The organism is Flammeovirga sp. OC4, from assembly GCF_000812565.1.
Classification (GTDB): Bacteria; Bacteroidota; Bacteroidia; order Cytophagales; family Flammeovirgaceae; genus Flammeovirga.
In genome coordinates this window covers 237,688-262,677 of sequence record NZ_JTAM01000006.1, presented here as the reverse complement: position 1 = coordinate 262,677, position 24,990 = coordinate 237,688, and the positions used below count along the sequence as shown (strand labels likewise).

Annotated in this window: 20 protein-coding genes; 13 read left to right on the top strand and 7 right to left on the bottom strand. The window is 35.5% G+C overall.

The window, feature by feature from the left end; all coding sequences use genetic code 11:
- Positions 1–5: 5 nt before the first annotated feature.
- On the top strand, positions 6–1,244 hold the full coding sequence (locus tag PL77_RS07370) for a hypothetical protein (RefSeq protein WP_044203325.1): 1,239 nt from the start codon (positions 6–8) through the stop codon (positions 1,242–1,244).
- Between the two features lie 353 nt (positions 1,245–1,597).
- The gene (pdxY, locus tag PL77_RS07365) at positions 1,598–2,452 is read left to right on the top strand and encodes a pyridoxal kinase PdxY (protein ID WP_044203323.1); all 855 of its coding nucleotides are present in this window, start codon (positions 1,598–1,600) and stop codon (positions 2,450–2,452) included.
- A gap of 71 nt (positions 2,453–2,523) precedes the next feature.
- Here pdxY and PL77_RS07360 read toward each other — a convergent pair whose 3' ends face one another.
- From PL77_RS07360 to pyrH, 4 genes are all read right to left on the bottom strand, one after another.
- Positions 2,524–3,648, bottom strand: coding sequence for an acyltransferase (locus PL77_RS07360; RefSeq protein ID WP_044203321.1), 1,125 nt, complete (start codon positions 3,646–3,648; stop codon positions 2,524–2,526).
- A gap of 195 nt (positions 3,649–3,843) precedes the next feature.
- A complete protein-coding gene (locus tag PL77_RS31495) occupies positions 3,844–4,254 on the bottom strand; it encodes a MerC domain-containing protein (RefSeq protein WP_172665816.1) in 411 nt (136 codons plus the stop codon).
- Between the two features lie 294 nt (positions 4,255–4,548).
- Positions 4,549–5,112 (bottom strand): ribosome recycling factor, encoded by a 564-nt coding sequence (frr, locus tag PL77_RS07355; RefSeq protein WP_044203319.1) that lies wholly within the window; start codon positions 5,110–5,112, stop codon positions 4,549–4,551.
- An 83-nt stretch (positions 5,113–5,195) separates the two neighbouring features.
- The gene (gene pyrH / locus PL77_RS07350) at positions 5,196–5,903 is read right to left on the bottom strand and encodes a UMP kinase (protein WP_044203390.1); all 708 of its coding nucleotides are present in this window, start codon (positions 5,901–5,903) and stop codon (positions 5,196–5,198) included.
- Positions 5,904–6,035: 132 nt separating this feature from the next.
- On the opposite strand from pyrH, the gene PL77_RS07345 reads away from it, so the two are divergent.
- Positions 6,036–7,655 (top strand): M43 family zinc metalloprotease, encoded by a 1,620-nt coding sequence (locus PL77_RS07345; RefSeq protein WP_044203318.1) that lies wholly within the window; start codon positions 6,036–6,038, stop codon positions 7,653–7,655.
- Positions 7,656–7,790: 135 nt separating this feature from the next.
- Here PL77_RS07345 and PL77_RS07340 read toward each other — a convergent pair whose 3' ends face one another.
- Positions 7,791–9,107, bottom strand: a complete 1,317-nt coding sequence (locus tag PL77_RS07340) for an MFS transporter (protein WP_044203316.1) — start codon at positions 9,105–9,107, stop codon at positions 7,791–7,793.
- 331 nt (positions 9,108–9,438) lie between these two features.
- On the opposite strand from PL77_RS07340, the gene PL77_RS07335 reads away from it, so the two are divergent.
- Both PL77_RS07335 and PL77_RS07330 read left to right on the top strand, forming a co-directional pair.
- Positions 9,439–12,366 carry a sensor histidine kinase gene (locus PL77_RS07335; protein WP_044203314.1) on the top strand — a complete coding sequence of 976 codons (2,928 nt, stop codon included), beginning with the start codon at positions 9,439–9,441 and terminating at the stop codon, positions 12,364–12,366.
- A gap of 223 nt (positions 12,367–12,589) precedes the next feature.
- Positions 12,590–13,213 (top strand): response regulator transcription factor, encoded by a 624-nt coding sequence (locus PL77_RS07330; protein WP_044203313.1) that lies wholly within the window; start codon positions 12,590–12,592, stop codon positions 13,211–13,213.
- Positions 13,214–13,367: 154 nt separating this feature from the next.
- On the opposite strand, the gene PL77_RS31995 is transcribed toward PL77_RS07330, so the two are convergent.
- Positions 13,368–13,514, bottom strand: coding sequence for a hypothetical protein (locus PL77_RS31995; protein WP_172665815.1), 147 nt, complete (start codon positions 13,512–13,514; stop codon positions 13,368–13,370).
- 211 nt (positions 13,515–13,725) lie between these two features.
- On the opposite strand from PL77_RS31995, the gene PL77_RS07325 reads away from it, so the two are divergent.
- The 8 genes from PL77_RS07325 to PL77_RS07290 all read left to right on the top strand — a co-directional run bounded on the left by PL77_RS07325 (position 13,726) and on the right by PL77_RS07290 (position 23,597).
- Positions 13,726–14,244 carry a GNAT family N-acetyltransferase gene (locus tag PL77_RS07325; protein ID WP_044203310.1) on the top strand — a complete coding sequence of 173 codons (519 nt, stop codon included), beginning with the start codon at positions 13,726–13,728 and terminating at the stop codon, positions 14,242–14,244.
- A gap of 48 nt (positions 14,245–14,292) precedes the next feature.
- Complete coding sequence (locus PL77_RS07320) at positions 14,293–14,943, top strand: viroplasmin family protein (protein WP_044203308.1); 651 nt, start codon at positions 14,293–14,295, stop codon at positions 14,941–14,943.
- 141 nt (positions 14,944–15,084) lie between these two features.
- A complete protein-coding gene (ppk2, locus tag PL77_RS07315) occupies positions 15,085–15,885 on the top strand; it encodes a polyphosphate kinase 2 (protein ID WP_044203307.1) in 801 nt (266 codons plus the stop codon).
- Between the two features lie 366 nt (positions 15,886–16,251).
- Entirely contained in the window at positions 16,252–17,307 is a 1,056-nt protein-coding gene (locus PL77_RS07310; protein ID WP_082026440.1) for an efflux RND transporter periplasmic adaptor subunit, read from the top strand.
- Positions 17,307–20,342: an efflux RND transporter permease subunit gene (locus tag PL77_RS07305; RefSeq protein ID WP_044203304.1), complete on the top strand. Its 3,036-nt coding sequence runs from the start codon at positions 17,307–17,309 to the stop codon at positions 20,340–20,342. The genes PL77_RS07310 and PL77_RS07305 overlap by 1 nt, the downstream gene beginning before the upstream one ends.
- 7 nt (positions 20,343–20,349) lie before the next feature.
- Positions 20,350–21,681 (top strand): TolC family protein, encoded by a 1,332-nt coding sequence (locus PL77_RS07300; RefSeq protein ID WP_172665814.1) that lies wholly within the window; start codon positions 20,350–20,352, stop codon positions 21,679–21,681.
- 206 nt (positions 21,682–21,887) lie between these two features.
- Positions 21,888–22,817 (top strand): sensor histidine kinase, encoded by a 930-nt coding sequence (locus PL77_RS07295; RefSeq protein WP_044203300.1) that lies wholly within the window; start codon positions 21,888–21,890, stop codon positions 22,815–22,817.
- Between the two features lie 12 nt (positions 22,818–22,829).
- Complete coding sequence (locus tag PL77_RS07290; RefSeq protein ID WP_044203299.1) at positions 22,830–23,597, top strand: LytTR family DNA-binding domain-containing protein; 768 nt, start codon at positions 22,830–22,832, stop codon at positions 23,595–23,597.
- Between the two features lie 57 nt (positions 23,598–23,654).
- Here PL77_RS07290 and PL77_RS07285 read toward each other — a convergent pair whose 3' ends face one another.
- The gene (locus tag PL77_RS07285) at positions 23,655–24,911 is read right to left on the bottom strand and encodes a lipopolysaccharide assembly protein LapB (protein WP_044203297.1); all 1,257 of its coding nucleotides are present in this window, start codon (positions 24,909–24,911) and stop codon (positions 23,655–23,657) included.
- Positions 24,912–24,990 lie beyond the last annotated feature (79 nt).

The following is a 24,990-nucleotide window of genomic DNA, read 5'->3' as shown; positions in this document are numbered from 1 at the left end:
AAATAATGGAAAAAGCGAAAAACCAAGATATAAACAGTATTCGATATACTTCTCATTGCTTTGAACAACTCATCAAATTGGTCATTCAGCAATTTACGTCAAATCATAATCAATACATTCCAAAAAGAGTTACACAACTTTATGGGTTTGGTAATTACGATCATAATGAACCCAACCTGAAAAGTGATTTTGAAAAACAGTCCGGCGATTTTGTCAATGGAAAATATTTATATGATAAAAACAGAGCACTAGAAAGTGGTAAGATTCAGATCAAAATCAATAGTTATTACAGTCAGTTGATGGTCAACTATATCGGCTATCAAGATTTTTATGATTTTATTGATAATGAGATTGAGGATGTTGAAGAGAAAGAAAAGCAGTTAGAGTGGCTCAATCAGAAACAGAATGTTGAAAACAGCTATTACATTTCTTATCATTTCGGAGAAAATAAACAGGTGATCAAAGGTCAGGTTGAGATTTATAATGATTGGAAAAATGTAAAGTATAAATACATCTACCACCAAAATGATGGCACTTACAAAGAGTTCCATTATCAAGGACAATTAACTAAAAGGGTGGATATTATTCATATCCGAACAAAAACTTTGATGGATAATAAACTGGTGGATAGCGGTGAGGATATATTGTATGCCGGTCATATCGAACCGAACAGCAGTCCTTTTTTGATCGGTACTTACAATGCTTTTGATATTTATAACCGTGTGATCGCTGGAAAATTGATTTTTGAGAAATTCGACTCTAAAGATGAAATGATTGAGGCGTCTTTGAAAAGGGAAATTCCGAATTATATTATTCAAGAAATCAGAAATCAATTGATTATGAATAATGGTAGAGTCCCAAATTCATCACTAGAGATTTCCTCCAAAAGTCCTTTTGCTTCCACTTATGAAAAGCTGACAGGGAGTTATCAAATCAATTTCTCTTATGCTGAAAATGACTCTGCTGATCTCCAGTTTAGTATTGACCCGATCACTTATAAAATCAGTTCGTCAACTGAAGGATGTATTTTCAAAAAGGACGATATTGATATCATTCAAAATGGTTCAGTAGTACACTTTAGTTTTCAATTGCTTGGCCTTTCTAAGGTGCTTAGTGTTGAAGTTTTCTTTAAAAGCTTTTATCTAAATCAGCTTGATGAACCTTTTGAGGGGGTGTTTAGTGGGATGGATCACGAGGGGAAGTTGATTAATGGGAAGGTGAGGATTGTGAAGAGTACCAACTAAGATATATTTCGAATAGAGGTTAAATGCAACATCCCTACAAAAGGTATTACAATGATGTCAATCATTTATTGGTACACTCATCGGCATTGAAGGGAAAAGCGTTAAGAATTTTATAGAGTGAGCCGTTAAAAATGATTTTGTCGTTTGAGCGTAGCGAGTTTAAAATCATTTAGGCGAATGAAATGGAATTTAGCTTTTGACTTCTAAGCCTAGATTTTTTGCTTCGTTTTTCATCAATGGAAAAATGAAGAAGAAAGAAGATTGAAAGTAGTCAGATTAAGTTTACAATATACCTCTTCTATTTTTATCGTAAATTTGCATATCCTATTTTCATAAGCACCCATTTATTTGAAATGAAAAATATTTTATCAATACAATCACACGTTACGTACGGACATGTAGGCAATGCAGCCGCTGTCTTTCCATTACAATATTCAGGGTTTGAAGTTTGGCCGTTGAATACCGTTCAATTTTCTGGGCATACCCAATATGATGGATGGAAAGGTAATGTGTTTTCGGGAGAACATTTAAGAAGTGTGCTAGAAGGAGTGTTTAGACATACGCCAAAATCTTCATGTGATGCAATCTTGGCTGGCTACTTAGGAAGCAAGGACACGGGTAATATTGTATATGAGATTGTAGCTGATATTAAAAAAGAAAATCCTGATGCGTTGTTCTGTTGTGATACAGTGATGGGTGATGTTGAAGCCGGTTTTTATATTAGTGAAGAAGTCCCTCCGCTTTATAAGAATAAAATTATTGAAGTGGCAGACATCATCACTCCTAATCAATTTGAATCGGAATATTTGAGTGATCAAAAAATCAAAACGCTTGAAGATGCGAAGGAGGTTTCTCGACTTTTACATGCGAAAGGTCCAAAATTGGTTTACTTAACTTCTTTAAAAATTAAAGAAACACCTTCAGGGCATTTGACTGTTTTATTATATGATGGCGAAAACCATTTTATCATTCACAACCCCATCATAGAAATGGGTGAAGTATATGGAACTGGGGATTTATTTACCGCTTTGACATTGGCAAATATTCTGAATGGTTTCCCTGCCAATAAAGCTTTGGAGAGAACGATCAGCAGTATGTATCAGCTTATTCAAGCTACCGCTGAAAAGAAAAGGCTTGAATTGGATTTGATTGGAAGTCGGAAATTCTTTGAGCCTGAAAGTTTTTTGTTTGAGGCGATTCAACTATAGATTTATAAATAAAAATGGAGATTATACAACAGTAGTACAATCTCCATTTTTTATTCATCTATAAATTCAGATTAACTTCTCAAGAACTTCTTTGTTAACCACTTTCTTACTGGTTCGTCATAGAATTTGACGAAAATGTATGACATTAGGATTGAGCCACCAAATACAGCTACTCCCCAAACTGCGGCCATTGTATAAGAAGTTTTTCCAGATAACACTTCATCAACTACCCATTTTGTGTAGATATAGATTAATGGATAGTGTGTGATATACATTGGATAGGAAATATCTCCTAAGAATTTCGCTAACTTTTTAGTTTTAGGACTTTCGATTGTACCATTTGCTCCAATGTAAACAATCAATGGAAATACAATAATGATCACTAAAGCTTCATACAAACCATTGATCCATGCTGTTTCTTTCCATCCTAAACTTGGAATAGCCAAAACGGTAAACATTAAAGCTGAAGTTACTAGGAACGAATGTTTATAATGCTTTGGTTTCATAAATCTTGAAAGCAATAGTCCTGAAAGGAAAGGGTAAGCTAAACGCAGGGAACCTATTGTTAACTGCTCACTATTAAATGACCATCCACCTGCAATTACACCCAAAGGTGTGGTAACTGCGAAATGAATTAGCATTGCTCCGGCAATTGCCGCTAAAATCATCAAGATAATATTAGGAAGTCTTTTTAAGACCAATGCATAAAGCGTGTAGGCAATATATTCAAAGAAAAGTGTCCAACCCGGACCATTCAGTGGGTACATCTCTCCCCATCCTCTAATATCTAAAGATTTCCCGACTGGAATCATTGTGAAACCAATCAACATGACCAATAACATTTTGGTTACTGGCGTATTTTCAATCAATGGGAAAACTGTTGGGGAGATTTGAGCATAAAATGTCACTGCTCCTACTATGGACCCGATAATTACCATAGGCTGCAATCTGATAATTCTTCTTTTGAAGAAACCTGTCAAGGTCATTTTATCCCATCTGTTATCATAAGCATAGCCAATCACAAAACCGGATAACACAAAGAAAAAGTCTACCGCTAAGTAACCGTGATTGATAATCTGCTCATTTCTTTTCCCCAAAGCGAAAGCTTCAAGGATATGGAAGGCCACAACGATAACCGCCGCAACTCCCCTAAGACCGTCTAAGATCTCGAAATGTTTGTTGGAAGATTGATTCATGATGTAGTTAATGTCGCTTTTTTCAATAATCCACAATATACATTTTTCATCTCTCTAACACTCTTCCATTTGTAATATTTAAGATTTTGGATTTATCGTTTACTATTCAAAATCAGCAGAGTACACAACAAAAAAAGTCAACTATCCATTGCTAAGTAGTTGACTTTCCTTTTTATTGAAATCTATATTTTGGAATTAAACCGTACAGCATTCTTCTCCCCTAGATTTTAAATCTCTTTGGTTATAAAGGTGAAGTACTATTAATCCAATTGATGGGAATAAAATCGTATTTTCATGAAGACTCAACCATTGCATTTTCTCATTTAAAATAACAAAAGACAATGATGACCAACTGAATAAAAACAAGAACTTCACAATATTATTTCGACTCGATCTGTATGATTGCACAACTGCAATTAACGAGATAAATAAAAACAAATAATCGAATTGTCTCCACCATGATGGAGATGATTCACAACAACTATCTGCTGCTGCAATACTACAGCTATCCGCGATAAACAAAAATGGTGTTATCAGACAATGGATTAGGCAGAGAAAACTTGTTACTGCCCCAAAAATATCAGATTTATATGTTGATAAATTCATGTGTATGAAATGTGATTTTTTATAGTTAGCTACAATATTAATAAAAAAACAAATCATGCAATGCTATCGCATTTAAATATTAACCTTCATTCATATAAGTAAAGCTATAATAACCCATTTTTTGTAATCACATCACAAAATAAAATCTAACCAAACTCAATGGAGAGAAAGTCTACTGCAGCGAATGTTAAACATTAGATTGAATGATCATTTATTATTGTACCGAAGGAATAAAAAAAGAGAGTCACCTTTCAATAAAATGACTCTCTTCAATAGATATAAAAACAGTATTAATTATACAGTCATGATATCTTTTTCTTTTGCTACGAAAATTGCATCAATCTTAGCTGTATACTTGTTAGTAAGATCTTGTACTGAAGCTTCAGCATCTTTGATGGCATCTTCAGAAGCACCATCTTTTAATAACTTCTTCAAACCATCGTTTGTCTCTTTACGAGCATTACGAAGGCTGATTTTACCTTTTTCGATTTCGCCTTTTACTCTTTTTACAAGCTCACGACGACGCTCTTCTGTTAATGGAGGCATGTTGATACGAACTTGCTCACCATCGTTGATTGGGTTAACACCAAGGTCTGAATCACGAATGGCTTTTTCGATTTCAGCCAACATGTTTTTTTCCCAAGGCTTGATTACTACAGAGTGTGCATCAGGCGTAGTAGCTGATGCTACTTGGTTAATAGGAGTTGGAGCGCCATAGTAGCTAACCATAAGACCATCCAACATAGATGCTGAGGCTTTACCTGCACGAATTTTTTGTAATTCATGTTCAGTGTGGCTAATGGCTTTATCCATCATATCCTTTGCCTCATCAAGGTACATTCCTATTTCCTCTTCCATTTTACTATTTTTTTAAGGGATTATTTAACAAGAGCATGTTTGCCAACTTTCGATGAAGCAACAAACACGCTCTAATTTATTTCTTATTCTGAAACAACTGTACCAATTGGTTCGCCTGACATCAATTCAAACAAGTTGTTCGGCTTGTTCATATCAAAAACGACAATCGGAAGGTTGTTCTCTTTACATAAAGTAAAGGCTGTTAAATCCATAATCTTAAGATTTTTGCTTAATGCTTCATCAAAAGATAATTGTGGAATCTTAGTAGCTGAAGGATCTTTTTCTGGATCTGCTGTATAAATACCGTCAACACGAGTACCTTTTAATACTACATCAGCGTCAATTTCGATTGCTCTAAGTGAAGCAGCTGAGTCAGTTGTAAAGTAAGGATTACCAGTACCAGCACCGAAAATCACAACTCTGTTCTTTTCTAAGTGACGTACTGCTCTTCTACGGATAAAAGGCTCACACACCTGATCCATTTGAATTCCTGACATCAGACGAGTGTAAACACCCACTCCTTCTAATGCACTTTGTAAAGCCATACCGTTGATGACCGTCGCTAACATTCCCATGTGGTCACCTTGAACTCTGTCAATTCCCATTTTGTCGGAATGCATACCACGGAAGATATTTCCTGCACCGATTACAATGGCTACTTCGACCTCTTGGTCTACTACTTTTTTAATCTCTTGTGCGTATTGAACCAAACGTACTGGATCAATTCCATACTGTTGCTCACCCATTAAGGCTTCGCCACTCAATTTCAGAAGAACTCTTTTATATTTCATATATGGCAATTTGAAGTTTTGCAAATATAAAAAAGTCATGCAAATGATGGGAGAAAATATGTACCTTTCGTAAAAACTTATCATATTGCAAGACAATATTTTAGCATTTTTTATTCAACTTCCTGTTTAAACATGTTATCAATAAATAAAATTCAACTGGCTTTTTATACTACTTTTCTCATCATTTCATCCTTAAATGCACAGGATAATAGACCTGTAAGAAGATGTATGAGTAGTATGCATGAGCCTGTTATACAATTTAGAACAACCCCTTATTTATCACAAGCAAAAATAAAACAAAGTTATAGAACCAATACACTTAATCTACCTACTGTAGTGCATGTTGTACATACAAGCAGTGAAGGAATTAATACAGGTAACAATATCAGTTATGAGCAAGTGATGTCTCAAATCAATGCAACCAATAAGGATTTGTTGTCAGAAAACACCAATAAAACTCAAACCCTTGCTGAATTTAAATCTGATGTTTCTGTATTGAATATAGAATTAAAAATGGCAATCTACGATCCCAATGGTAATGAAATAGATGAACCAGGTGTCAATAGAATTGTCGGAAACCCCGGAACAAAGGGTTTTTATTCAGATTCAGAAGTAACTCAAATTATCAATGATAATATTTGGGACCCCAATAAGTATGTCAATATATGGGTGCTTCCTCTTTCTACTACTTATTTAGGATATGCCTATTTCCCTGATTACCCCGACTTAGCAGGGTTGGATCAGTTGATATCTAGTGAAATTGCCAGACCTGAATTAGATGGTGTGGTGATCAGCACTGTATTCTTTGGCTCAAATGAGTTTGAAGATTTTCCGTTATTGGATGGACCTTATGATTTAGGACGTACATTAACACACGAGTTGGGCCATTATCTTGGCATTTTACACATCTGGGGAATTGGTTCTGAAAGTTGTTCTAAAGATGATTTTTGTGACGATACTCCAAAAATCAGTAAAAATCATGGTAGTAGTGCTAATAGTACTATTTGCAGTGATGATATGATTTCAGTGTCAAAATATTTGTGTGAGGAGGACGTAGAGAAATATGAATCGGCTCAATATCAAAACTTCATGGATTATACTGACGATGCGTGTATGACAATGTTTAGTCACGACCAAAAATCAAGAGTAGATGTCATCATGGAAAATGCTCCTCAGCGTTTCACTATTAATGCAGGTGCTCCTTCAGGAAGCATTCAACTTACCGCTTCCAATGGAGATGACTTTCACACCCTTTCTTGGGAAGCATCTGATATGAGTGATGCAACAGCATTTATTGTTGAAAGACAAGTCGAAAATGAAGGTTTTGAGGTCATCAGTCCCGCTTTAAACCTCAGTACTAATAGTTATAACGCATTTTATGATCCTTCTGAAAACAGTAAAAAAATTTCCTACAGAGTATACATGATCAATGAAAATGCATTCTCCTTTTCATCCAATCATGTCAGCTTTGAAGATGGAGTAGTAGGTATACGTCCTCCTTCTGAAGCTTCAAGTTTTGTAGTGTATCCTAATCCTTCTGATGGTATTTTTACGTTAGAACCGTCAGAATATATTAATCAAAATGCAGTATTGGATGTATTATCGATTCATGGGAGTAAAATACTGACCAAATTCATTTACGATAAAAATTCACCTGTAAGCATTGATCTTTCTGACCAACCCAGAGGAACGTACATTATGTTACTCAAGTCAGATAAAGGCACTTACACACAAAGGTGTATCAAAAAATAAAGTAGATCATTTTTGAGGATAGAAAGCTATTTTTAATGATACATTTCATAGAAAATGTCATCTTACTCAAATAAAAAAAGAGCTGGAATTTTTAAAGTTCCAGCTCTTTTTTTGTCTCTCAATAGAGTCTATTTTTTAGTGATGTCCTCCAGAAGGAACTGAAGATGACTCACCCGTATTTTTCGATTCTTTTACGGTCATCCAAACTACAGCGGATATTGCTAATGCAATGGACGCAATGTAAAACATCAATGTTTTGTCTTCTGCTTCAGAAAGAATTTTACCAATGAATGCAGATACTGCCAACTGAGGTAATACTACTGATAGGTTAAAAATACCCATATAGAAACCCATTTTTGCTTTAGCTACCTTCTCAGACATAATAGCAAATGGTAATGATACAGTGGCAGCCCAACCTACACCAAGGATTACCATCATGGTATAAATCATATAAACTGAATTATTACCCATTACAATCATACCGGCATAACCTACAGCCATAATTCCAATACAAATAGCGTGCGTTTTAACTCTACCAATTTTCTTTGTGATAGGTTCTAAAACAAGTGCAGGTAATAAAGCGGCAACCGCATTGAAAATCAGGAATGACCAGTTGATTACACTACCAACTTCCTCATTACCAAGGTTTGGATATTCTTGTTGAACGTAAGCAAACATAAACACAAACATCGTTTGAATACCTAACCAAGTGGGTGCATGGGCCAATAATACCTTGATAAATCCCACTGTATCTGTTTCTGATCGTCCAGACCCTGTATCTTCATCCTCTGCACTATTCAGCGTTTCGGGTTCTTCAATAAAGAAGACAGGCAATACAGAAAATACAAAAACCAATAATACACCAACATAAATCAAAGAGATATTTCCTAACGTTGAACCTAAGAAATAAGCTAACACACCAAAAGTACCTGAGATTGTTTGCATCCAAGTGTACCCTTTGGTTACTGTTTCTTCATTGGTAACGTCAGCAATAATTGAACGCGTAGGGTTAAAACTAATGTTTATCGATAAATCTAATATTAAAGCTACTGCAATTGCCACATAAATAGATGCTGGGTATTGGCCTTCACTCAGGTCAGAAGCAGCTTTGGTGGGTTCAAAACCTAAAGCATCTGAAATCACATGAATATTCGGTAGAGCCAATAACATTAATGCGGTTAATACTCCACCAATCAATATGAAGGGCCTTCTTCTTCCTCCTAAAAACCATACTTTATCTGAGGCCAAACCTGCAAGTGGTTGCCCAATAATACCGGCGATAGGTCCAGCCGCCCAAACGATTCCTACTTCATGAATATCAAATCCATATTTTGTATTCAAAATCCAACTAAGAGCGGCAATTTGAATAGACAGCGCAAACCCCATCGCTGTTGAAGGAAGACTGAGAAGTACGAAAAAGGAAGATTTTAATTGTTTTTGTATTTCTAACATAATAATACTTTTTTGTAGCTTTATTTAAAGGTTATTCATAGGGAAGAACAAATGTTGATGTGTTGTTTACAATGGGTCGGTATCTCGATGAAATCATCATTATTGTACCTTGTCTTGCTACTTATTTTTGTTCTAGCCTATTTTTCATTTTCATTTCTTAAACAAATATATTTAACACGACCACGTAAACTAATGATCTTAAGCATTATTATTTCATTCGATTAAATCTTTTTATATTACAACGGGTTGCAGTCCTATCACTTCTTTGAAAAATATTTTTTTTAACATATTAATGATCCATTTTAAACGAATATTTCTTCTACTTTTCGTTATGGTGAACACTCCACTTTTTGGACAGGAACTATTTATGCATCACTGGACCAAAAAGGATGGATTGGCACATAATTATACTTTCCTCATGAAAGAACATAAAGGAAAGTTGTGGATCGGTACCGATGATGGACTTTCTGTCTTTGATGGAAAATCCTTTAAAAATTATACGATAAAAGACGGTTTAAAATCGCCATATGTTATTGGCTTTAATGAAAATTACTCCGATTCACTTTATCTTTTTACATGGAGGGGAGGTATACATGTATTTGATGAAACAGCCGATTCTATCAAAACCTATCCCTACCTTCAAAAAGGAACGGCCGAAAAACTACACAAAGGATTAAGGATCAAAGATGATATCTACGGATGGCAATGGAATGCAAGTTTTTATTTTAATGAAAAAACAAGAAAATCAAAAAACTTATATTTCTACACCTCCGATTCTACGATGGCATTATCTTATGCTAAAGATTTAAGAAGAAACATTACACCATTAGATTTTGATACTAATACTGTTCCATTAGGTTTTGCTCGTTATCAAAATAAAATGCTTGTTTTTGGGTTGTTATCGAAAGGAATTAAAATTATAGAAGATGCCCAAATAAAAGGTGAGTTTTTTCAGGAGTCCTTAGGTGACAAAGTAATCTCTGGTTTTAATAAAACAAATGATGGAGGAGCGTTAGCAGGAACAAGAGGTATGATCTATAAGCTGAATCCAAATGGAGACATCACGGATAGTTATAAATTACCAACAAACAGTTATCCAAGTAAGATGTATCAATTGGCTAATGGGAGTATAGTGGCGGCTATTCACCCTAAAAATTATACACAACAATGTATCATTATCCATCCTACTAAAAAGACCTATTTTTATCTAGAAAAAAAGCTGCGTATCAAATCTGCCTCTTCAGGTATCTACGTTGACTCACAAGATAGAATTTGGTTGACTACGCAAGGAGATGGTATTTATATGGTAGAAAATTTAGACTTCAAATACATTAATATTGAAGATATTGAAAGCCCACATATTTTGGCGATTAATCAGTTAGACTCTTCCAAAATAATATTTTCTTCTACCACCAAGTCCTACATTGCAGACCTTGAGAAAGATTCTATTTCAATATATGAGGATGTTCCTTTTAAAGATATTTATATTTCCGAAGAGGATAGTTTAAAAGTATTTTCTACTTACACCAAAACTTTTAATTACGAAAATGAGCTGATTCCTGTTTTATGGGGGGAATTTGTAGGTAAGAATAAAGGGGGGCTTTGGTTTATGCAAGAAGACTCGTTGAAAGTCTTTCAAAAAGATAAGCTCGGAAAATATCAATTACAAAAAGTGTTTTGGCGTTTTCCAAAAGGAAATATTGAAATTCCAAACCTAAGCAGTGCTGTAATCCAAGAAAATAAAGTATGGGTAACGACTAAAGGAGCTGTTTCTTTGTATGAGTATTCGGGTAATTATAAGCTGACACTTATAAAATCATGGGATTCTATCTTCAAGGAATGGGAATGGATCAATGACTTTAAACTCGATGAGCCTAATGGATATTTATGGATAGCTACTACAGATGGATTATATATTCTTGATTATAAATCCATTGAAACTGCCAAAGTCAAGAAAATAAAGTCACTTGACAAAGTAAATTGCAATACACTTACTTTTGATCACCTTGGACAATTATGGGTAGGGTCTATGAACGGGTTAGCAGTTTTACAAGATGGTATTCTGATTAGAGAATTTGATGAATCTTCCGGTCTCATTTCTGATCAAATCACTACAATATTCGAATCAAAATGTCATAGATTATGGATTGGAACCCATAGGGGCCTGATCCATATGCCTAATCGTTCATTGGTCAAAAATATAGCCCCTCCGATTACTCTATGGAAACAACGTCAATATAATTCGCACAGTAAATTGGGAGCTATTCAATTACCAATTGATGTGAGTGCTCTTTCGGAAATGAGTTCTTTAAGGTTACAATATAAATTATCAAAAAATAGTGACTGGATTGACTTTCCTTATCAAAACTCACTTACGATCAGTAATCAACCACCAGGTAACTACAAACTTTATCTTCGCGGAAAAACTACAGGTTCTGAATGGTCTATCCCCCAAGAAGCATCACTCGAAGTTGAAGGTTACTTCTGGGAATACCTCCTTTTCAAAGGCGGAATTATTATTCTCATCCTAATCTCAATTGTGTATTACTCTAACATTCTAGTAAAAAAGGAAAAAGAAAAATCTTCAGAATTAAAAAAGATACTGAAGCAAAAAACTGCTGCACAAGATAAGTTGACACGTGTACGTAAAGAAATCGCACAAGATTTTCACGATGAGATGGGAAATAAACTAGCGAGTATTACGGTATTGGCAGACTTGGCGGCCATGAAGATAAAAGGGAAAGATGAGGATACAGAAAAAATACTTTCTAGAATAGAAACACAATCCAAACAATTGTATACAGGAACGAGAGATTTTATTTGGTCAATTGACGCTCAAAATGATGAGTTAGGTGTAATATACGATTATATAAAAGATTTCGGAGAAGAATTTTTTGACGACTTAGACATTAGATATCACACACATAAGGAGTTAGCAGGTCATGATCAATTATTGTTACCACAAAGTTGGAGCTTACAATTAGTGTTCATTTTTAAAGAAGCCATGACCAATATTGCTAAGTATGCACATGCTACTCATGTCTATTTATCATTGAGCATCAAAAACAATCTTGTCACCTTCAGCATTAAAGACAATGGTGTGGGAATTTCAGATGATCAAATGACAAAAAATGGTAACGGCCTAAAAAATATGAAAGCCAGAATCAATAAGTTAGGAACTGCAACTTTAAACATTGAGTCAAATACAGGAAAAGGAACGGCAATAATAATACAGTTCAATACCAACTTTGATGAGTAACTATTAACCTATAAGTAATTGTACTACTAATTAAAACTACCCTTATGGGTAGTACAACAGATTAGTAATAAGCTTAATTTTGAAACTAATGAATCGTTAAGCAGTACAATTCCTAATTAATCCTTACAAACTATAGAGTTGGGGAACTCATTCTTATTGTTGAAAACTAAAAAAGAGGTGATTCTACATTGTTTCACCTCTTTTTTTTTCTTAAAATAAAGTCATGAGAAAAAAAATCATCATTGTAGAAGATAATCAAGATGTACAAGAAGCATTTAAACTTCTCATCGAAACAAAAACAAATGATTATTCTGTTATCAATACCTATGATAATTGTGAAGATGCACTATCAAACCTAAAAACAGATCTTCCTGAAATCGTACTTATGGATATTGATCTGCCAGGAATGAATGGAATTGAAGGAACTAGGCAAATACGTCAGACATTACCTAAAACAGATATACTAATCATCTCTGTTCACGAAAATAGTCAATATGTTTTTGATGCTTTGTGTGCAGGAGCGACAGGTTACATTACTAAAAACAGTAACCACACTCAACTACTGAAAGCGTTGGATGAAGTTTCTGCAGGTGGAGCACCTATGTCCACTCATATTGCCAAATTGGTGGTAAAATCTTTCCGTAGAGAAAGTGAATCTCCTCTAACAGGTAGAGAAACAGATGTCTTAAATCTTCTTGCAGAAGGAAAAAGCTATATGGATATTGCTGATCAAATTTCAGTTTCTAAAGATACAGTCAAATTTCATATCAAAAATATATATCTAAAACTGCAAGTTTCGAATAAGATCGAAGCAGTAACCAAAGCAAAAAGCGAAGGTTTCATCTAGTAGGGGCAGACCTATGTGTCTGCCCAAGCAAATCACCAAGCAAGGGATGTCCACCCAAGCACATCGCAAAATGTGTCTGCCCAAGCAAGCGGGCCACAAAAAAAAGGTCTGATGTTCGAAACATCAGACCTTTTTTAGTCGAAGTAATAAGAAATTACTTAGCAGCGAACTCAGCTTTAACAGCCTCTACGTCTACTTTCTTGATTACTGGCTTAGCGCTTAAACGTTGGATTGTTGTAACGCGAGCTTTAGCAATCGTTTTATTTCTTTTACTTTTTCTGATAAGTTTTGTATATCCCATGACTATATTTTATAAAATATCAATTATCAAATTAAGACATATTCCTAGAAATATGAGCGTGCAAATTTAACTGATATATCCCTATTGCTCAAATTCTTTTCAAAAAAAGAATAAGAAATTTCAATATATTCCGAAAAAAGTAGGCAAACACCTATAATTTAGGCTATTTCAGACCATTAAATATTTGTTATCTGATCAATTTTAAACTTTTATGCATCAACAAAAACTTCAAAATGCCATTATTTCCACCAAAAGGTTGTATCTCAAAAGGTTTTCTGTTGAAGATGCTACTTTCTTTTATCACATGAATCTAGATCAGGAAGTAATGCAATACACAGGCGATCAACCTTTCAAAAATATACATGAAGCACAAACATTCATCGAAAATTATAATCACTATGATAAATATGATTACGGAAGGTGGTCCGTCTATTTAAGAGAGAATGATCAGTACATTGGTTTTTGTGGATTGAAATTTTCTGAGGAGAAAAAGGAAATTGATATTGGTTTTCGATTTATAAAAGAATACTGGAATAAAGGCTATGCCACGGAGTCTGCTTTGGGATGTTTTGATTATGCCCAAGAGCACAGTATTCAAAAAATAGTCGCAAGAGCTAACGAAAGCAATAAAGCTTCTTTAAAAGTAATACAAAAACTAGGTATGACCTTCACTCATTTTTTCGTAGAGAACGAAGAAAAATGGCTTCAATTCGAAATTCATTTTGACTAGGCCAAAACTGTGGTTAATTTAGTAATTAGTATTAATTGAAAAGAAAGAATGGCCGGAAGTAAGAAACCAAAGTTTTATGTGGTATGGTCGGGAGGAACTCCTGGTATTTATACATCATGGGCAGATTGCCAAAAACATGTACAAGGAGTAAAAGGTGCCAAATACAAATCATTTGATTCGAGAAGAGAAGCAGAAATCGCATTTAAGGGCAACCCATCTGAATATATTGTAAAGAAAAAAGCGGGTGAGAAACCAAAACAAGTTTACGATCCTTCGGTAGGTTTACCAATTACCAATAATAGTATTGCTACAGATGCGGCTTGCAGTGGTGCTAGAGGCCCCATGGAATACCGTGGCGTGTGGATTGAAACAGGTCAGGAACTTTTTAAAATGGGACCTTATGAAGACGGTACCAATAATATTGGTGAATTTTTGGGCATTGTACACGCATTAGCTTTTTTACAAAAAAATCCAGGCTACGATCACACTATTGTTTATACCGACAGTAGAACAGCCATGAAATGGGTTAGAGATAAAAAAATTAAAACTACACTTGAGAAAAACAGCAAGAATGAAGTCCTATTTGAAATGGTAGACAAAGCAATCAAGTGGCTAGAAAATAATTCCTATATGAATCCAATCCGAAAGTGGGAAACGAAAGCATGGGGTGAAATTCCTGCCGACTTCGGAAGAAAATAATATCAGTGCATGTTCCTAGTACAGTATAAAAGCTAAGAGAAAAAATATCGTGCACCATAATTAAAACTATGGTGCACGAAACACTCATCTACTTTTATTCTACTACTTTTCATGCTTTACCTACAACTAAAAATTAACATTATGAGCGAAGACAAGTATACCAAAAAAGGAAAATTACAGAAAGACTATTACGAAGAAGAATTAGAAAAACTGCAAACCGAGTTTGTGAAAATGCAGGAGTGGGTAAAGAAAGAGGGCTTGAAAGTGGTTGTGATTTTTGAAGGTAGAGATGCTGCCGGAAAAGGTGGTGTGATCAAGAGAATTACAGAAAAACTCAATCCTCGTGTAGCAAAAATTGTGGCATTGGGTGTTCCTACAGAAAAAGAAAAATCACAGTGGTACTTCCAAAGGTATGTTCCACATCTTCCTGCTGCAGGTGAGATAGTATTGTTCGATAGAAGTTGGTACAACAGAGCTGGTGTAGAACATGTGATGGGCTTTTGTACTGAAGATCAATACCAGGAGTTTTTAAGGACATGTCCTGAGTTCGAAAGAATGTTGATTCGTTCGGGAATTATCTTAATCAAATATTGGTTCTCCGTTTCAGATGATGAGCAGGAAAAACGTTTTTCTGAGCGTATTAACTCATCGATCAAAAGATGGAAATTCTCTGAGATGGATTTGGAATCTAGAAATAAGTGGGTAGAATATTCTAAAGCAAAGGACAATATGTTTGCTTATACAGACACCAAACAATCTCCTTGGTATGTAGTCAAAGCGGATGATAAGAAGAAGGCAAGATTGAACTGTATGACTCACTTGTTATCAAAAATTCCTTATGAGGAAATCAAATATAAGAAAATTGAATTGCCTCCAATCAATAAAGAAGGATATGTAAGACCTCCACTTGATGAACAGACTTTTGTGCCAGATAAATACTAATCATATAAAATTCCGTACACCATGACTGAAGTTATGGGCAAGTAATACTGACTCCAATAACACTAAAGTGTTACCTTCGTTACCAACCTTCAAGACTTCAGTCTTGGTTAGGTTGATTTATCACTTGTCCATAGTTTTAACTATGGTGCATGAAACATTTTTTTGCAATAACATTCTTATCATAAAACCCTGTTAGTTAATGCACTTAGCTGACAGGGTTTCTTTTTTAATTTTAGTTCATTTTTTCACTTTTAGATTTCATCATTTCACCTCCCAATATCTTCACTTCACTCACTTCTCTATAAATACAGCCTCTCACCCACCTACTTTTGATTTGTCACTTTGACTCATCAAAAATTATTAAACATGAAAAAACTACTCGGAATACTTCTTATGGGAAGCTTAATAATAGGATGTACTTCTACTGCTGAAGAGACATCTGAAAGAAAAATAAAATATGTAAAGATAGAAACAGTAGCAGATCAGAACATGAAGTCTGATATCACCTTTAATAGTCAAGTGAAGGAGAAAACTGAAGTGGTACTGTCTTTTAGAATTGGAGGTCCTGTTCAAAAAATTAGAGTGAAGCAAGGTGATTATGTCAAGAAAGGACAAATCATCGCTCAGGTGGATCAACGTGATTATCTTTTACAATTAGAACAGACGAAAACACAATACGAACAGGCTCAAAAGGAATTGGCACGTTATCAGAAATTATACGACAGCAAAAAACTTCCTGAAAATACTTACGACAAAATGAAGTCGGGTGTAACGTTGACCAAAATTGCTTTTGAAAATGCTCAAAATCAGCTTTACGATACAGATCTAAGAGCTCCTATTTCAGGTTATATTTCTTCAAAATTTATTAATGATCATACCACTGTTGGACCAGGAGTTCCTGTAGTTGCTATGATTGACGTTTCCACATTGGAAGTCACTACCAAAGTTCCCTCTTCACAACTTCATTTAGTTCAATACATTAAGAAGGCTCAATTGGACATTCAAAGTCTACACTTAGAGCATCTTCCTTTGGAATTCAAAACCATCAGCGAAAAAGCAGGAAGAGATGATTTGTATGAATTGACGTTCCTTTTGAAAGATGCTGACCAACGCATTAAATCAGGAATGTTGGGTACTACACATGTTTCATTTGAAGGAAAAAATACTCAGCTTTCTATTCCATTATCATCTGTTTTTGATGAAAAGCAAGAAACATCAGTTTGGGTAATTCAAAAGGGAAATACACTCAAGAAAAGAACTGTAGTGCTTGGAAAACCCTTAAATGACGGACGTGTGGAAGTACTGTCAGGTTTATCTGCAAATGAAAAAATTGTGGTGGCAGGTGTTTATGATCTTATAGAGAATCAAACTGTAGCACCCATTCAACAACCATCGAAATCAAACATAGGAGGGCTTTTATAATGTTAGAAAAATTACTAGATCAAAAAGCACTCATCACCTCATTGTTGATCGCAGTGCTGATAGGTGGCGTATTTTCTTACCTCAATATAGGTAAACTGGAAGATGCCGAAATTCCTTTGAAATCCGCTATTGTAGTTACTCCTTATCCTGGTGCGACACAGCATGAAGTGGAATTGGAAGTGACCGACGTTTTAGAGCGTGGTATCATGAAGCTGGAGAACATCGATAAAGTAACTTCTACTTCGTCTGCAGGTTTGTCAGTGATCCAAATTGATATCCAACAAACAGTGGACACAGATGATTTACCACAGCTTTGGGATCACTTGAGAAGAAAGGTCAAAGACGTGGAAATGTTTTTACCAAGCGGTGCTTACACTCCAATTGTCAACGACGATTTTGCGGATACTTACGGTATGTTGTATGCCATTACTTCTGATGGATACACACTGCCCGAACTCCAAAAATATACTGAACTTGTTGAGAGAGAGATTTTAAAAGTAGACGGAATCAGAAGAGCTCAAATTTTCGGTAAACAAACAGAAGCGATTGAGGTATTATTTGATCAGGAAAAACTAGCGGGCATGAAGATCAATCCGATCTATATTGCTTTGGAAATGAGAAATCAAAGTGAGATTGCTAATGCTGGAAATCTTGATGTGGAGGCACTGTCAATGCGTATTAATGTAGAAAATAAGTTTGATGACATCAGGGATGTTGAAAACCTTATTATTCAGATTCCACAAGGAGGTACAGTACGTTTAGGAGATATTGCCACGATCAAAAGAAGCTTCCTTGCTCCAAAACGTGAAGGTTTATATTTCAATGGTCAACAAGCTTTAGCACTTGGTTTTTCAAATGAATCAGGTATCAATGTTGTTGAATTAGGAGACCGATTGAATGTGCGTATGGCTGAAATTCAAGACGAACTTCCTGCCGGCATTCAAATCAAAGAAATTTATTCTCAACCGAGTAGAGTTGAATTGGCTGTAAACGACTTCGTATTCAACCTTGTCGTTTCCATTATCATCGTGATTGTGATTCTACTTTTAGCCATGGGCTACCGTTCTGGTTTATTAATTTCAAGTGGATTATTATTCACCATCTTGGGTACATTGATCGTCATGCTGATGATCGACTTGCCATTGCACCGAGTTACTTTGGCCGCTATCATCTTAGCGATGGGTATGTTGGTGGACAACTCTATAGTAGTAGCAGACGGTATTTTGGTAGACCTCAAAAAAGGTGTCGATCCGAAATTAGCATTTGTCAATACGGCTAAGAAAACAGCTATGCCTTTATTGGGTGCTACTATGATTGCTATTCTTGCTTTCTTCCCATTAGCTATGGCACCTCACTCTGCAGGAGAATTCTTAAGTTCACTGTTTACAGTATTAGTGATTTCATTACTACTCAGCTGGGTTTTCGCCATGATTCAAACGCCTTTTATGGCAAAATATTTCTACAGAAAAGAAGGCAATAAAAGACAGGAAGATCAACCAACACCTTATGACAACTCCATCTATAGATTGTTCAAGTCTTCGTTGATGTTTTCATTAAAATATAAAAACTCATTCTTGATTGGTGCTACTGTTCTTCTTATTGGATCGCTGTACGCAATGCAATTTATGAGAGTCGATTTCATGCCTAAGATTCCTTATGATCAGTTCGTTATCGAATACAAACTCCCTGAAGGAAGCAACCTTGAGGCTGTAGAAAAAGAGATGAGAGAAATTGAAGGAGAAATCAAGCAATTTGATAACATCAAAAATATCACACTTTCATTAGGAAGACCCCCTGCCCGATTCACTTTGATGCGACCAATGTCAAATGGAGGAATGAACTACGGTGAATTTATTATTGAAACGACCACTGTTGAGAGTGTCGCAGAAGTAATTCCAAAAGTGCAACAGTTCTTGGATGAACATTATCCACATGCCAATTATAGATTATTGGAATATGGAGCCGCTTTTGAAAGTTCAGAGTTAGCCGTGGAGTTTAGAGGTCCAGACCCTGCCGTTTTAAGAGAATTAAGTAATCAAGCGAAACTGACCTTATTGAATAGTCCAATGTCAAGGAATGTAACCGATGACTGGGGTAATAAATCCAAGAGAATCTCACCTCAATATTCATTAGAACATGCTCAACGCTTAGGAATTACAAGATTGGATATGGGGCGTTCTTTACAAATCCAATCCAACGGTATGCCGATCGGAGCCCTTTATGAAGGTAAAAATCAGATTCCAATTGTGCTAAAAAGTAAAACCACATTGGATCAGAATATTGAAAACATTGGCAATGTACCGGTATGGGGTGAACGTTCTCAGTTCAGCGTTCCATTGGCACATATCACTGATTCTATAAAGGTAGACTTAGAAGATTTTGCGGTCAAAAGAATTGACGGAACAAGATGTATCAGCGTAGAAAGTGATGTGAAAGCAGGCTTTACAGGTGTGGAACTTCTCAATGATATCAAAGAAGACATCGAAGCAATTCATTTACCCAACGGGTATTCGATCACATACGGAGGTATGGTAGGCGTTCAAGACGATGCCAATAAAGCCCTGTTCAAATACTTCCCGTTAGCCATTGGTTTGATTATGATTATCACCATTGCCTTGTTCAATAACCTGAAGCAATCACTGATTGTATATATGATGATTCCTTTCGCTTTTGTTGGAGTGAGTATCGGTTTCAATATTACAGGTATGTTCTTCAACTTCATGGCCATTATTGGAGCATTAGGTTTGATTGGTATGATTATCAAAAATGCCATTGTATTACTGGATGAAATCAACCTTGGACTCGATGAAGGAAAAAGCAGATTGGAGGCGACTATTGATGCCGCTATGTCAAGAATGCGTCCTGTAATGATGGCTTCTATGACCACTATTCTAGGGATGATACCATTACTTTCAGACCCTATGTTCGGTGCATTGGCATTGACCATTATGGCAGGTCTTTTAGGAGGTACATTGATCACGCTGATGGTTATTCCGGTGTTGTATGCCTATATGTATCGTATTGAAGTTAAATAAGAAAATTATGAAAATGAATAAATTGGTTTTGATGGTAATGGGGTGGTTAATGATCACTCCTAGCCTTCAAGCACAAGAAGTCCTTTCATTAGAAAGTTGTAGGGAAATGGCTTTATCACACAACCGTGATTTGAAAACAGCCGCTCTGCAAATCCAAGAAGCGGAGTCTAATTATAAATTAGCGAAAAAAGCGTATCTGCCGAGTATTGAAGGATCAGCCACGGGTATTATGATGCCGACTTTGAACCTTGACCTTTTCCCAGGAATGGCTATTCCCGAAGGACCTACTATCCCTCCTATTGGTGTGGAAAGTCCTGGTATCTTAACTGCCGGTGTTTTTGCTGTACAACCTATTTATACTGGTGGAAAAATAAAAGCAGTCAATGAGCAAGCAAAATTAGGCAAAGCGATGAGTCAGGAAAATTACAACTTGACTTATGCAGAGTTGATTGAAAAAACTGACGAAGCGTATTGGAATGTGATTGCCGCTAAAGAAGGGGTAAAACTGACCAAAACGTATGTTGAAATGTTGGATAGTTTGGAATCTCAAATGGAATTGATGCACCATGAAGGTCTACTTCCATTGAGTGAAAAACTGAAGGTGAGTGTACAGAAAAACCAAGCTGTATTAGAGCAGGTCAAAGCCGAAAATCAAGTCACTTTAGCCATTCTTTTCCTTAGTCAGATTATTGGAATTGAAGATGAGACGAAATATGAATTTATGGACGAGTTGGCCTTTCAATCTTCTACCGTCAATATTCAAGAAGGCGTCAATATTGGATTAGCACAGCGTTCTGAAATTAAACTATTAGATAATCATATCAGAATAAATGAGCTGGAACAAAAAGTAACTCAATCCGATTACCTCCCTCAAGTAGGTGTAATGGCTGGTGGTATGTATATCTATGGTAATAATGGACTGGACAATATTGACCCGATTGCAGTTGTAGGTGGTACAGTGAGAATTCCAATTTTCCATTTCAATGAAAGCCAAGAGAAAAAGACCGTAGCCAGACTTCAAACTCAAAAAGCCATTCATGAGCGTGATAATGCATCAGAAATGATTTCTATTGAAATCAAACAGATCGGTTATCAATTAGAGGAAAATAGAAGATCCATTGGGATCGCTCAAGAAAATATAACACAAGCACAAGAAAGCTTGGAAGAAACAAAAATCAGTTTTTCATCAGGTTTAAATACAACAACAGACGTTTTACAGTCACAGTCTGAATTACTAAGAATGCAGTTTGAATTAATATTAGCCTTAAAAAATCATGAGGTACTAAAAACAAAATGGCTAAGAGCAACAGGACAGATTAATAACCCGCCGATTAGATAGTAATCGTTATTTCCAACAATGAAAATGCATGTAATGTTTGTTGCATGTTCGCACTCTACCGAAAGTTTTTTACATTTGGTAGAGTGCATTTTTAAAAAAATATGATTCACAACGAAGATACCATATACACCCCCAAGTACATTGTCAAAAGGGTATTGCTTACTACTCTTTTGGGATTTTTATCCAATTGTTTATTACTACTAGTCATGGGCGGACCACCTGAAGGCATGAGTATCACAATTCCTTTTATAGCTGGTACTATTTTCTATGTCATTTTGGTTGAATCTATTATTTGGATTGATAAGAAATTAGAACAAAAAATTCCTATATCACCCAAAAACTTCAAAAAAAGAATACTGAACCAACTGGGGTATTCCTCTATCGTTGCTGTAATGATTATGGCCGGTTTGATGTATCTTATTCAGTTTCCAAACTATGAAAGAGATACCATCATCGCCACCGTACTTTTTCTTCTGGTCTCAATTATTGTTTTTATCTCAATTAGTTTCTTGTTCCTGCTTTTCAGAATTATCAAAAAAGGATTGGAAATGGTCATGGAAGTAGAAAATTTGAAAGTAGAGAAATTAGAAATGAGTTATAAGGCACTACAAGATCAGTTGAACCCCCATTTTTTCTTCAATAACTTAAGTATTTTGAAATCGCTTATTGTTTTAAAAAAAGAAGAAGAGGCTAAGAATTTTATACAAAACTTCTCAAGTATCAGCCGTTATGCTTTACAGCATTCGGATTGGGTGACGATATTAGTGAAAGAAGAAATTGAGTTTGTAAAACAATATACTTCTCTGCATCAAGAGAGAGCCAAGAATAGTATTTTTCTAGACATCAATATCTCTGAAAAATGCATGAGCAAGGAAATTCCACCTATGACTTTTCAATTACTGATTGAGAATGCCATCAAACATAATATTGCCGATGAACATTCGCCGTTGAACATTGAAATTTTTGAAGAAGAAGAATATATTGTGATTCAAAATTCATTAAATGAAAAACCTTCTGCCTACTCTACCAAAAAAGGATTAGAAAACCTCAAAAAGAGATTTGCCATATTGATCGACAAATCTTTGATTATTGAAAAAACAACCACGCATTTTAAAGTTAAATTACCCCTATTATAAAACCATAGATAAATGAACTACTTAATTATTGAAGATGAGATGTACAATGCCGAAATGTTGGAACTGATGGTTCAAACACTTCGACCAGAATGGAACTTACTGGATAAAATTGACAAAGTGAGTACAGCGGTAGAGTGGTTTTCATCACCCAAAGCAGAAAACTGTGATGTCATTTTTATGGACATCCAACTAAAGGATGGTATTTCATTTTCAATCTTTGATCAAGTTCATATCCCTCAACCCATCATTTTCACCACGGCTTTTAATCAATATGCTATTCAGGCTTTTGAGGTCAATAGTGTTGATTACCTTTTAAAGCCAGTAGACGAAAATAAGCTGAGTAAGTCCATTGAAAAATTTGAAGCAAGTCAAACACCCAACAAATCGGAACAGATCGATTACCAATTGATTCTTTCCGCCATTCAAGGAGAGAAAAAAGAATATCGGAAGCGTTTTCTGATTCATGGTGCTCAGGCTTTTTTCAAACTGGATGTCAGTGAAATTGCCTACTTAAAAAGTGAAGCCAATATTACCACTGCTGTACTTTTCAGCGGTAAAGAACATATTCTGAATCACACCTTAGAAAGCTTAGAATCACAACTAGATCCAAAAGATTTTTTCCGTGTTAACAGAAGCTGTATTGTCAATATTCAAAGTATCAAAAGCTTTGAAAACCACTTTGGGGGGAAATTAGCTGTATTTCTCACCACTAGCGAACACCCCGAAATTATGATCAGCCGATTGAAGGCGAACTCATTTAAAATGTGGATTGATCAGTAAGTCTATTCTAAAATTTAGTCAAAAAAAATAGCCTTGTCATTTCACATCATGACAAGGCTATTTCTTTTTTTTAGCAGCTTTTTTTCTTTTTTTATTTTCCTTCTTGAATTTCTTTGCTTCAGTCTGCAACTTTTTTCTACCAGCAGCATAAGTTAGAATCTTCGAATAATAGATTTCAGCATTATCCCAATCTTTTTTCTGCTTTGCATATCGTGCTAAAGCCGCTAAAGAATAATGATAGTAACCTGAGCCATAATCACCGATATCTTCTACAAACTTGACTGCTCTCTGATAATAGTAATTTGCTTTTTCGGGGTTGCTGAGGTAATCTCTGTAATAGGCTCCAAGATAAAAAGCGGCATATCTTCCACTCATTTCTTCGTAGCCAAACATTCCTTCATCAACTCTCTCCAATAGAGATTTACTCACTGTATACAACTGAGGATAACGACCACTATAATAGAGTAATCGAGCATAATACCTTTGGAAGTAAGGGTTGTTCGGGTATTTTTTGTATAGATATTCAGATATCTGTAATGCTCGAATCATTTTACCACCACTCGACGAATGTACTTTCATGAGGTAGTACATGGCTTCAATACGGGTATAAAAAGCCTCCTTGCCACATGTTTCTAACTGTTCAATACCTAAAGCCTTATCTCCTCCGTCAAACATCCACAATACCGTTCTGAGCATTCTGTAGTTTTCCTTGATCCACTCTACATAATAGTTATATAAACCATCACCATACAATAACTCTGGTGTTAGAGAAGTCTTCGGCATTCCTTTAAGCTTATCAAAATAATTTAAAGCTTTTCTTACCGCAAAAGTGGCTTTGGCCCAATTATGCCTTTCTCCATTCAAACGGCCTTCGAAAGCCCAAGTTCCTGCAAGAATAAAAAGTGCTTCTTGATTTTCTTTATCTTTCTTGTAAATCTTATCTGCGAAATAAATGGCAGAATCCATGTAGACAAAAAAGTCTTTATCGTAAGAGGTATTTTCAATATTGGGTACAATTTTCCACCATTGTGAAAGGCCCAATAAGAAGTAAGGAAGGGGGTGTTCAGGGTAGTGACTTTTAAGCCAGTTGAATTGTCCTTCTGCAACTTTGAAGTCAAAATTATACATAGCATCTATACCTGATGTGATTTCTAACTGTACAGTCAGATTTGTCATCAGCATATCTACTTCATCCAAAGACGGCAAGGTAGTCTGGGCCCTTGCGCCATTCGCAAAAAAGGAAGAGGTAATCAATGCAACAAAGAGTGAAAAGTATCTTTGTAACGTACGTTTTGTATTAGGTATAATTAGCATATAAATAGATCGTCCCCAATAAGCTCTAAATCAAAATTACTTTCTACTACTGCTTGCTTCTTATTTACTTTGCGATAAT

Excerpts from the sequence above, each read along its gene's own strand:
- PL77_RS07370 (WP_044203325.1), top strand. The coding sequence starts at position 6 with ATGGAAAAAGCGAAAAACCAAGATATAAACAGTATTCGATATACTTCT.
- pdxY (WP_044203323.1), top strand. The coding sequence starts at position 1,598 with ATGAAAAATATTTTATCAATACAATCACACGTTACGTACGGACATGTA.
- PL77_RS07360 (WP_044203321.1), bottom strand. The coding sequence starts at position 3,648 with ATGAATCAATCTTCCAACAAACATTTCGAGATCTTAGACGGTCTTAGG.
- PL77_RS31495 (WP_172665816.1), bottom strand. The coding sequence starts at position 4,254 with ATGAATTTATCAACATATAAATCTGATATTTTTGGGGCAGTAACAAGT.
- frr (WP_044203319.1), bottom strand. The coding sequence starts at position 5,112 with ATGGAAGAGGAAATAGGAATGTACCTTGATGAGGCAAAGGATATGATG.
- pyrH (WP_044203390.1), bottom strand. The coding sequence starts at position 5,903 with ATGAAATATAAAAGAGTTCTTCTGAAATTGAGTGGCGAAGCCTTAATG.
- PL77_RS07345 (WP_044203318.1), top strand. The coding sequence starts at position 6,036 with ATGTTATCAATAAATAAAATTCAACTGGCTTTTTATACTACTTTTCTC.
- PL77_RS07340 (WP_044203316.1), bottom strand. The coding sequence starts at position 9,107 with ATGTTAGAAATACAAAAACAATTAAAATCTTCCTTTTTCGTACTTCTC.
- PL77_RS07335 (WP_044203314.1), top strand. The coding sequence starts at position 9,439 with ATGGTGAACACTCCACTTTTTGGACAGGAACTATTTATGCATCACTGG.
- PL77_RS07330 (WP_044203313.1), top strand. The coding sequence starts at position 12,590 with ATGAGAAAAAAAATCATCATTGTAGAAGATAATCAAGATGTACAAGAA.
- PL77_RS31995 (WP_172665815.1), bottom strand. The coding sequence starts at position 13,514 with ATGGGATATACAAAACTTATCAGAAAAAGTAAAAGAAATAAAACGATT.
- PL77_RS07325 (WP_044203310.1), top strand. The coding sequence starts at position 13,726 with ATGCATCAACAAAAACTTCAAAATGCCATTATTTCCACCAAAAGGTTG.
- PL77_RS07320 (WP_044203308.1), top strand. The coding sequence starts at position 14,293 with ATGGCCGGAAGTAAGAAACCAAAGTTTTATGTGGTATGGTCGGGAGGA.
- ppk2 (WP_044203307.1), top strand. The coding sequence starts at position 15,085 with ATGAGCGAAGACAAGTATACCAAAAAAGGAAAATTACAGAAAGACTAT.
- PL77_RS07310 (WP_082026440.1), top strand. The coding sequence starts at position 16,252 with ATGAAAAAACTACTCGGAATACTTCTTATGGGAAGCTTAATAATAGGA.
- PL77_RS07305 (WP_044203304.1), top strand. The coding sequence starts at position 17,307 with ATGTTAGAAAAATTACTAGATCAAAAAGCACTCATCACCTCATTGTTG.
- PL77_RS07300 (WP_172665814.1), top strand. The coding sequence starts at position 20,350 with ATGAAAATGAATAAATTGGTTTTGATGGTAATGGGGTGGTTAATGATC.
- PL77_RS07295 (WP_044203300.1), top strand. The coding sequence starts at position 21,888 with ATGGGCGGACCACCTGAAGGCATGAGTATCACAATTCCTTTTATAGCT.
- PL77_RS07290 (WP_044203299.1), top strand. The coding sequence starts at position 22,830 with ATGAACTACTTAATTATTGAAGATGAGATGTACAATGCCGAAATGTTG.
- PL77_RS07285 (WP_044203297.1), bottom strand. The coding sequence starts at position 24,911 with ATGCTAATTATACCTAATACAAAACGTACGTTACAAAGATACTTTTCA.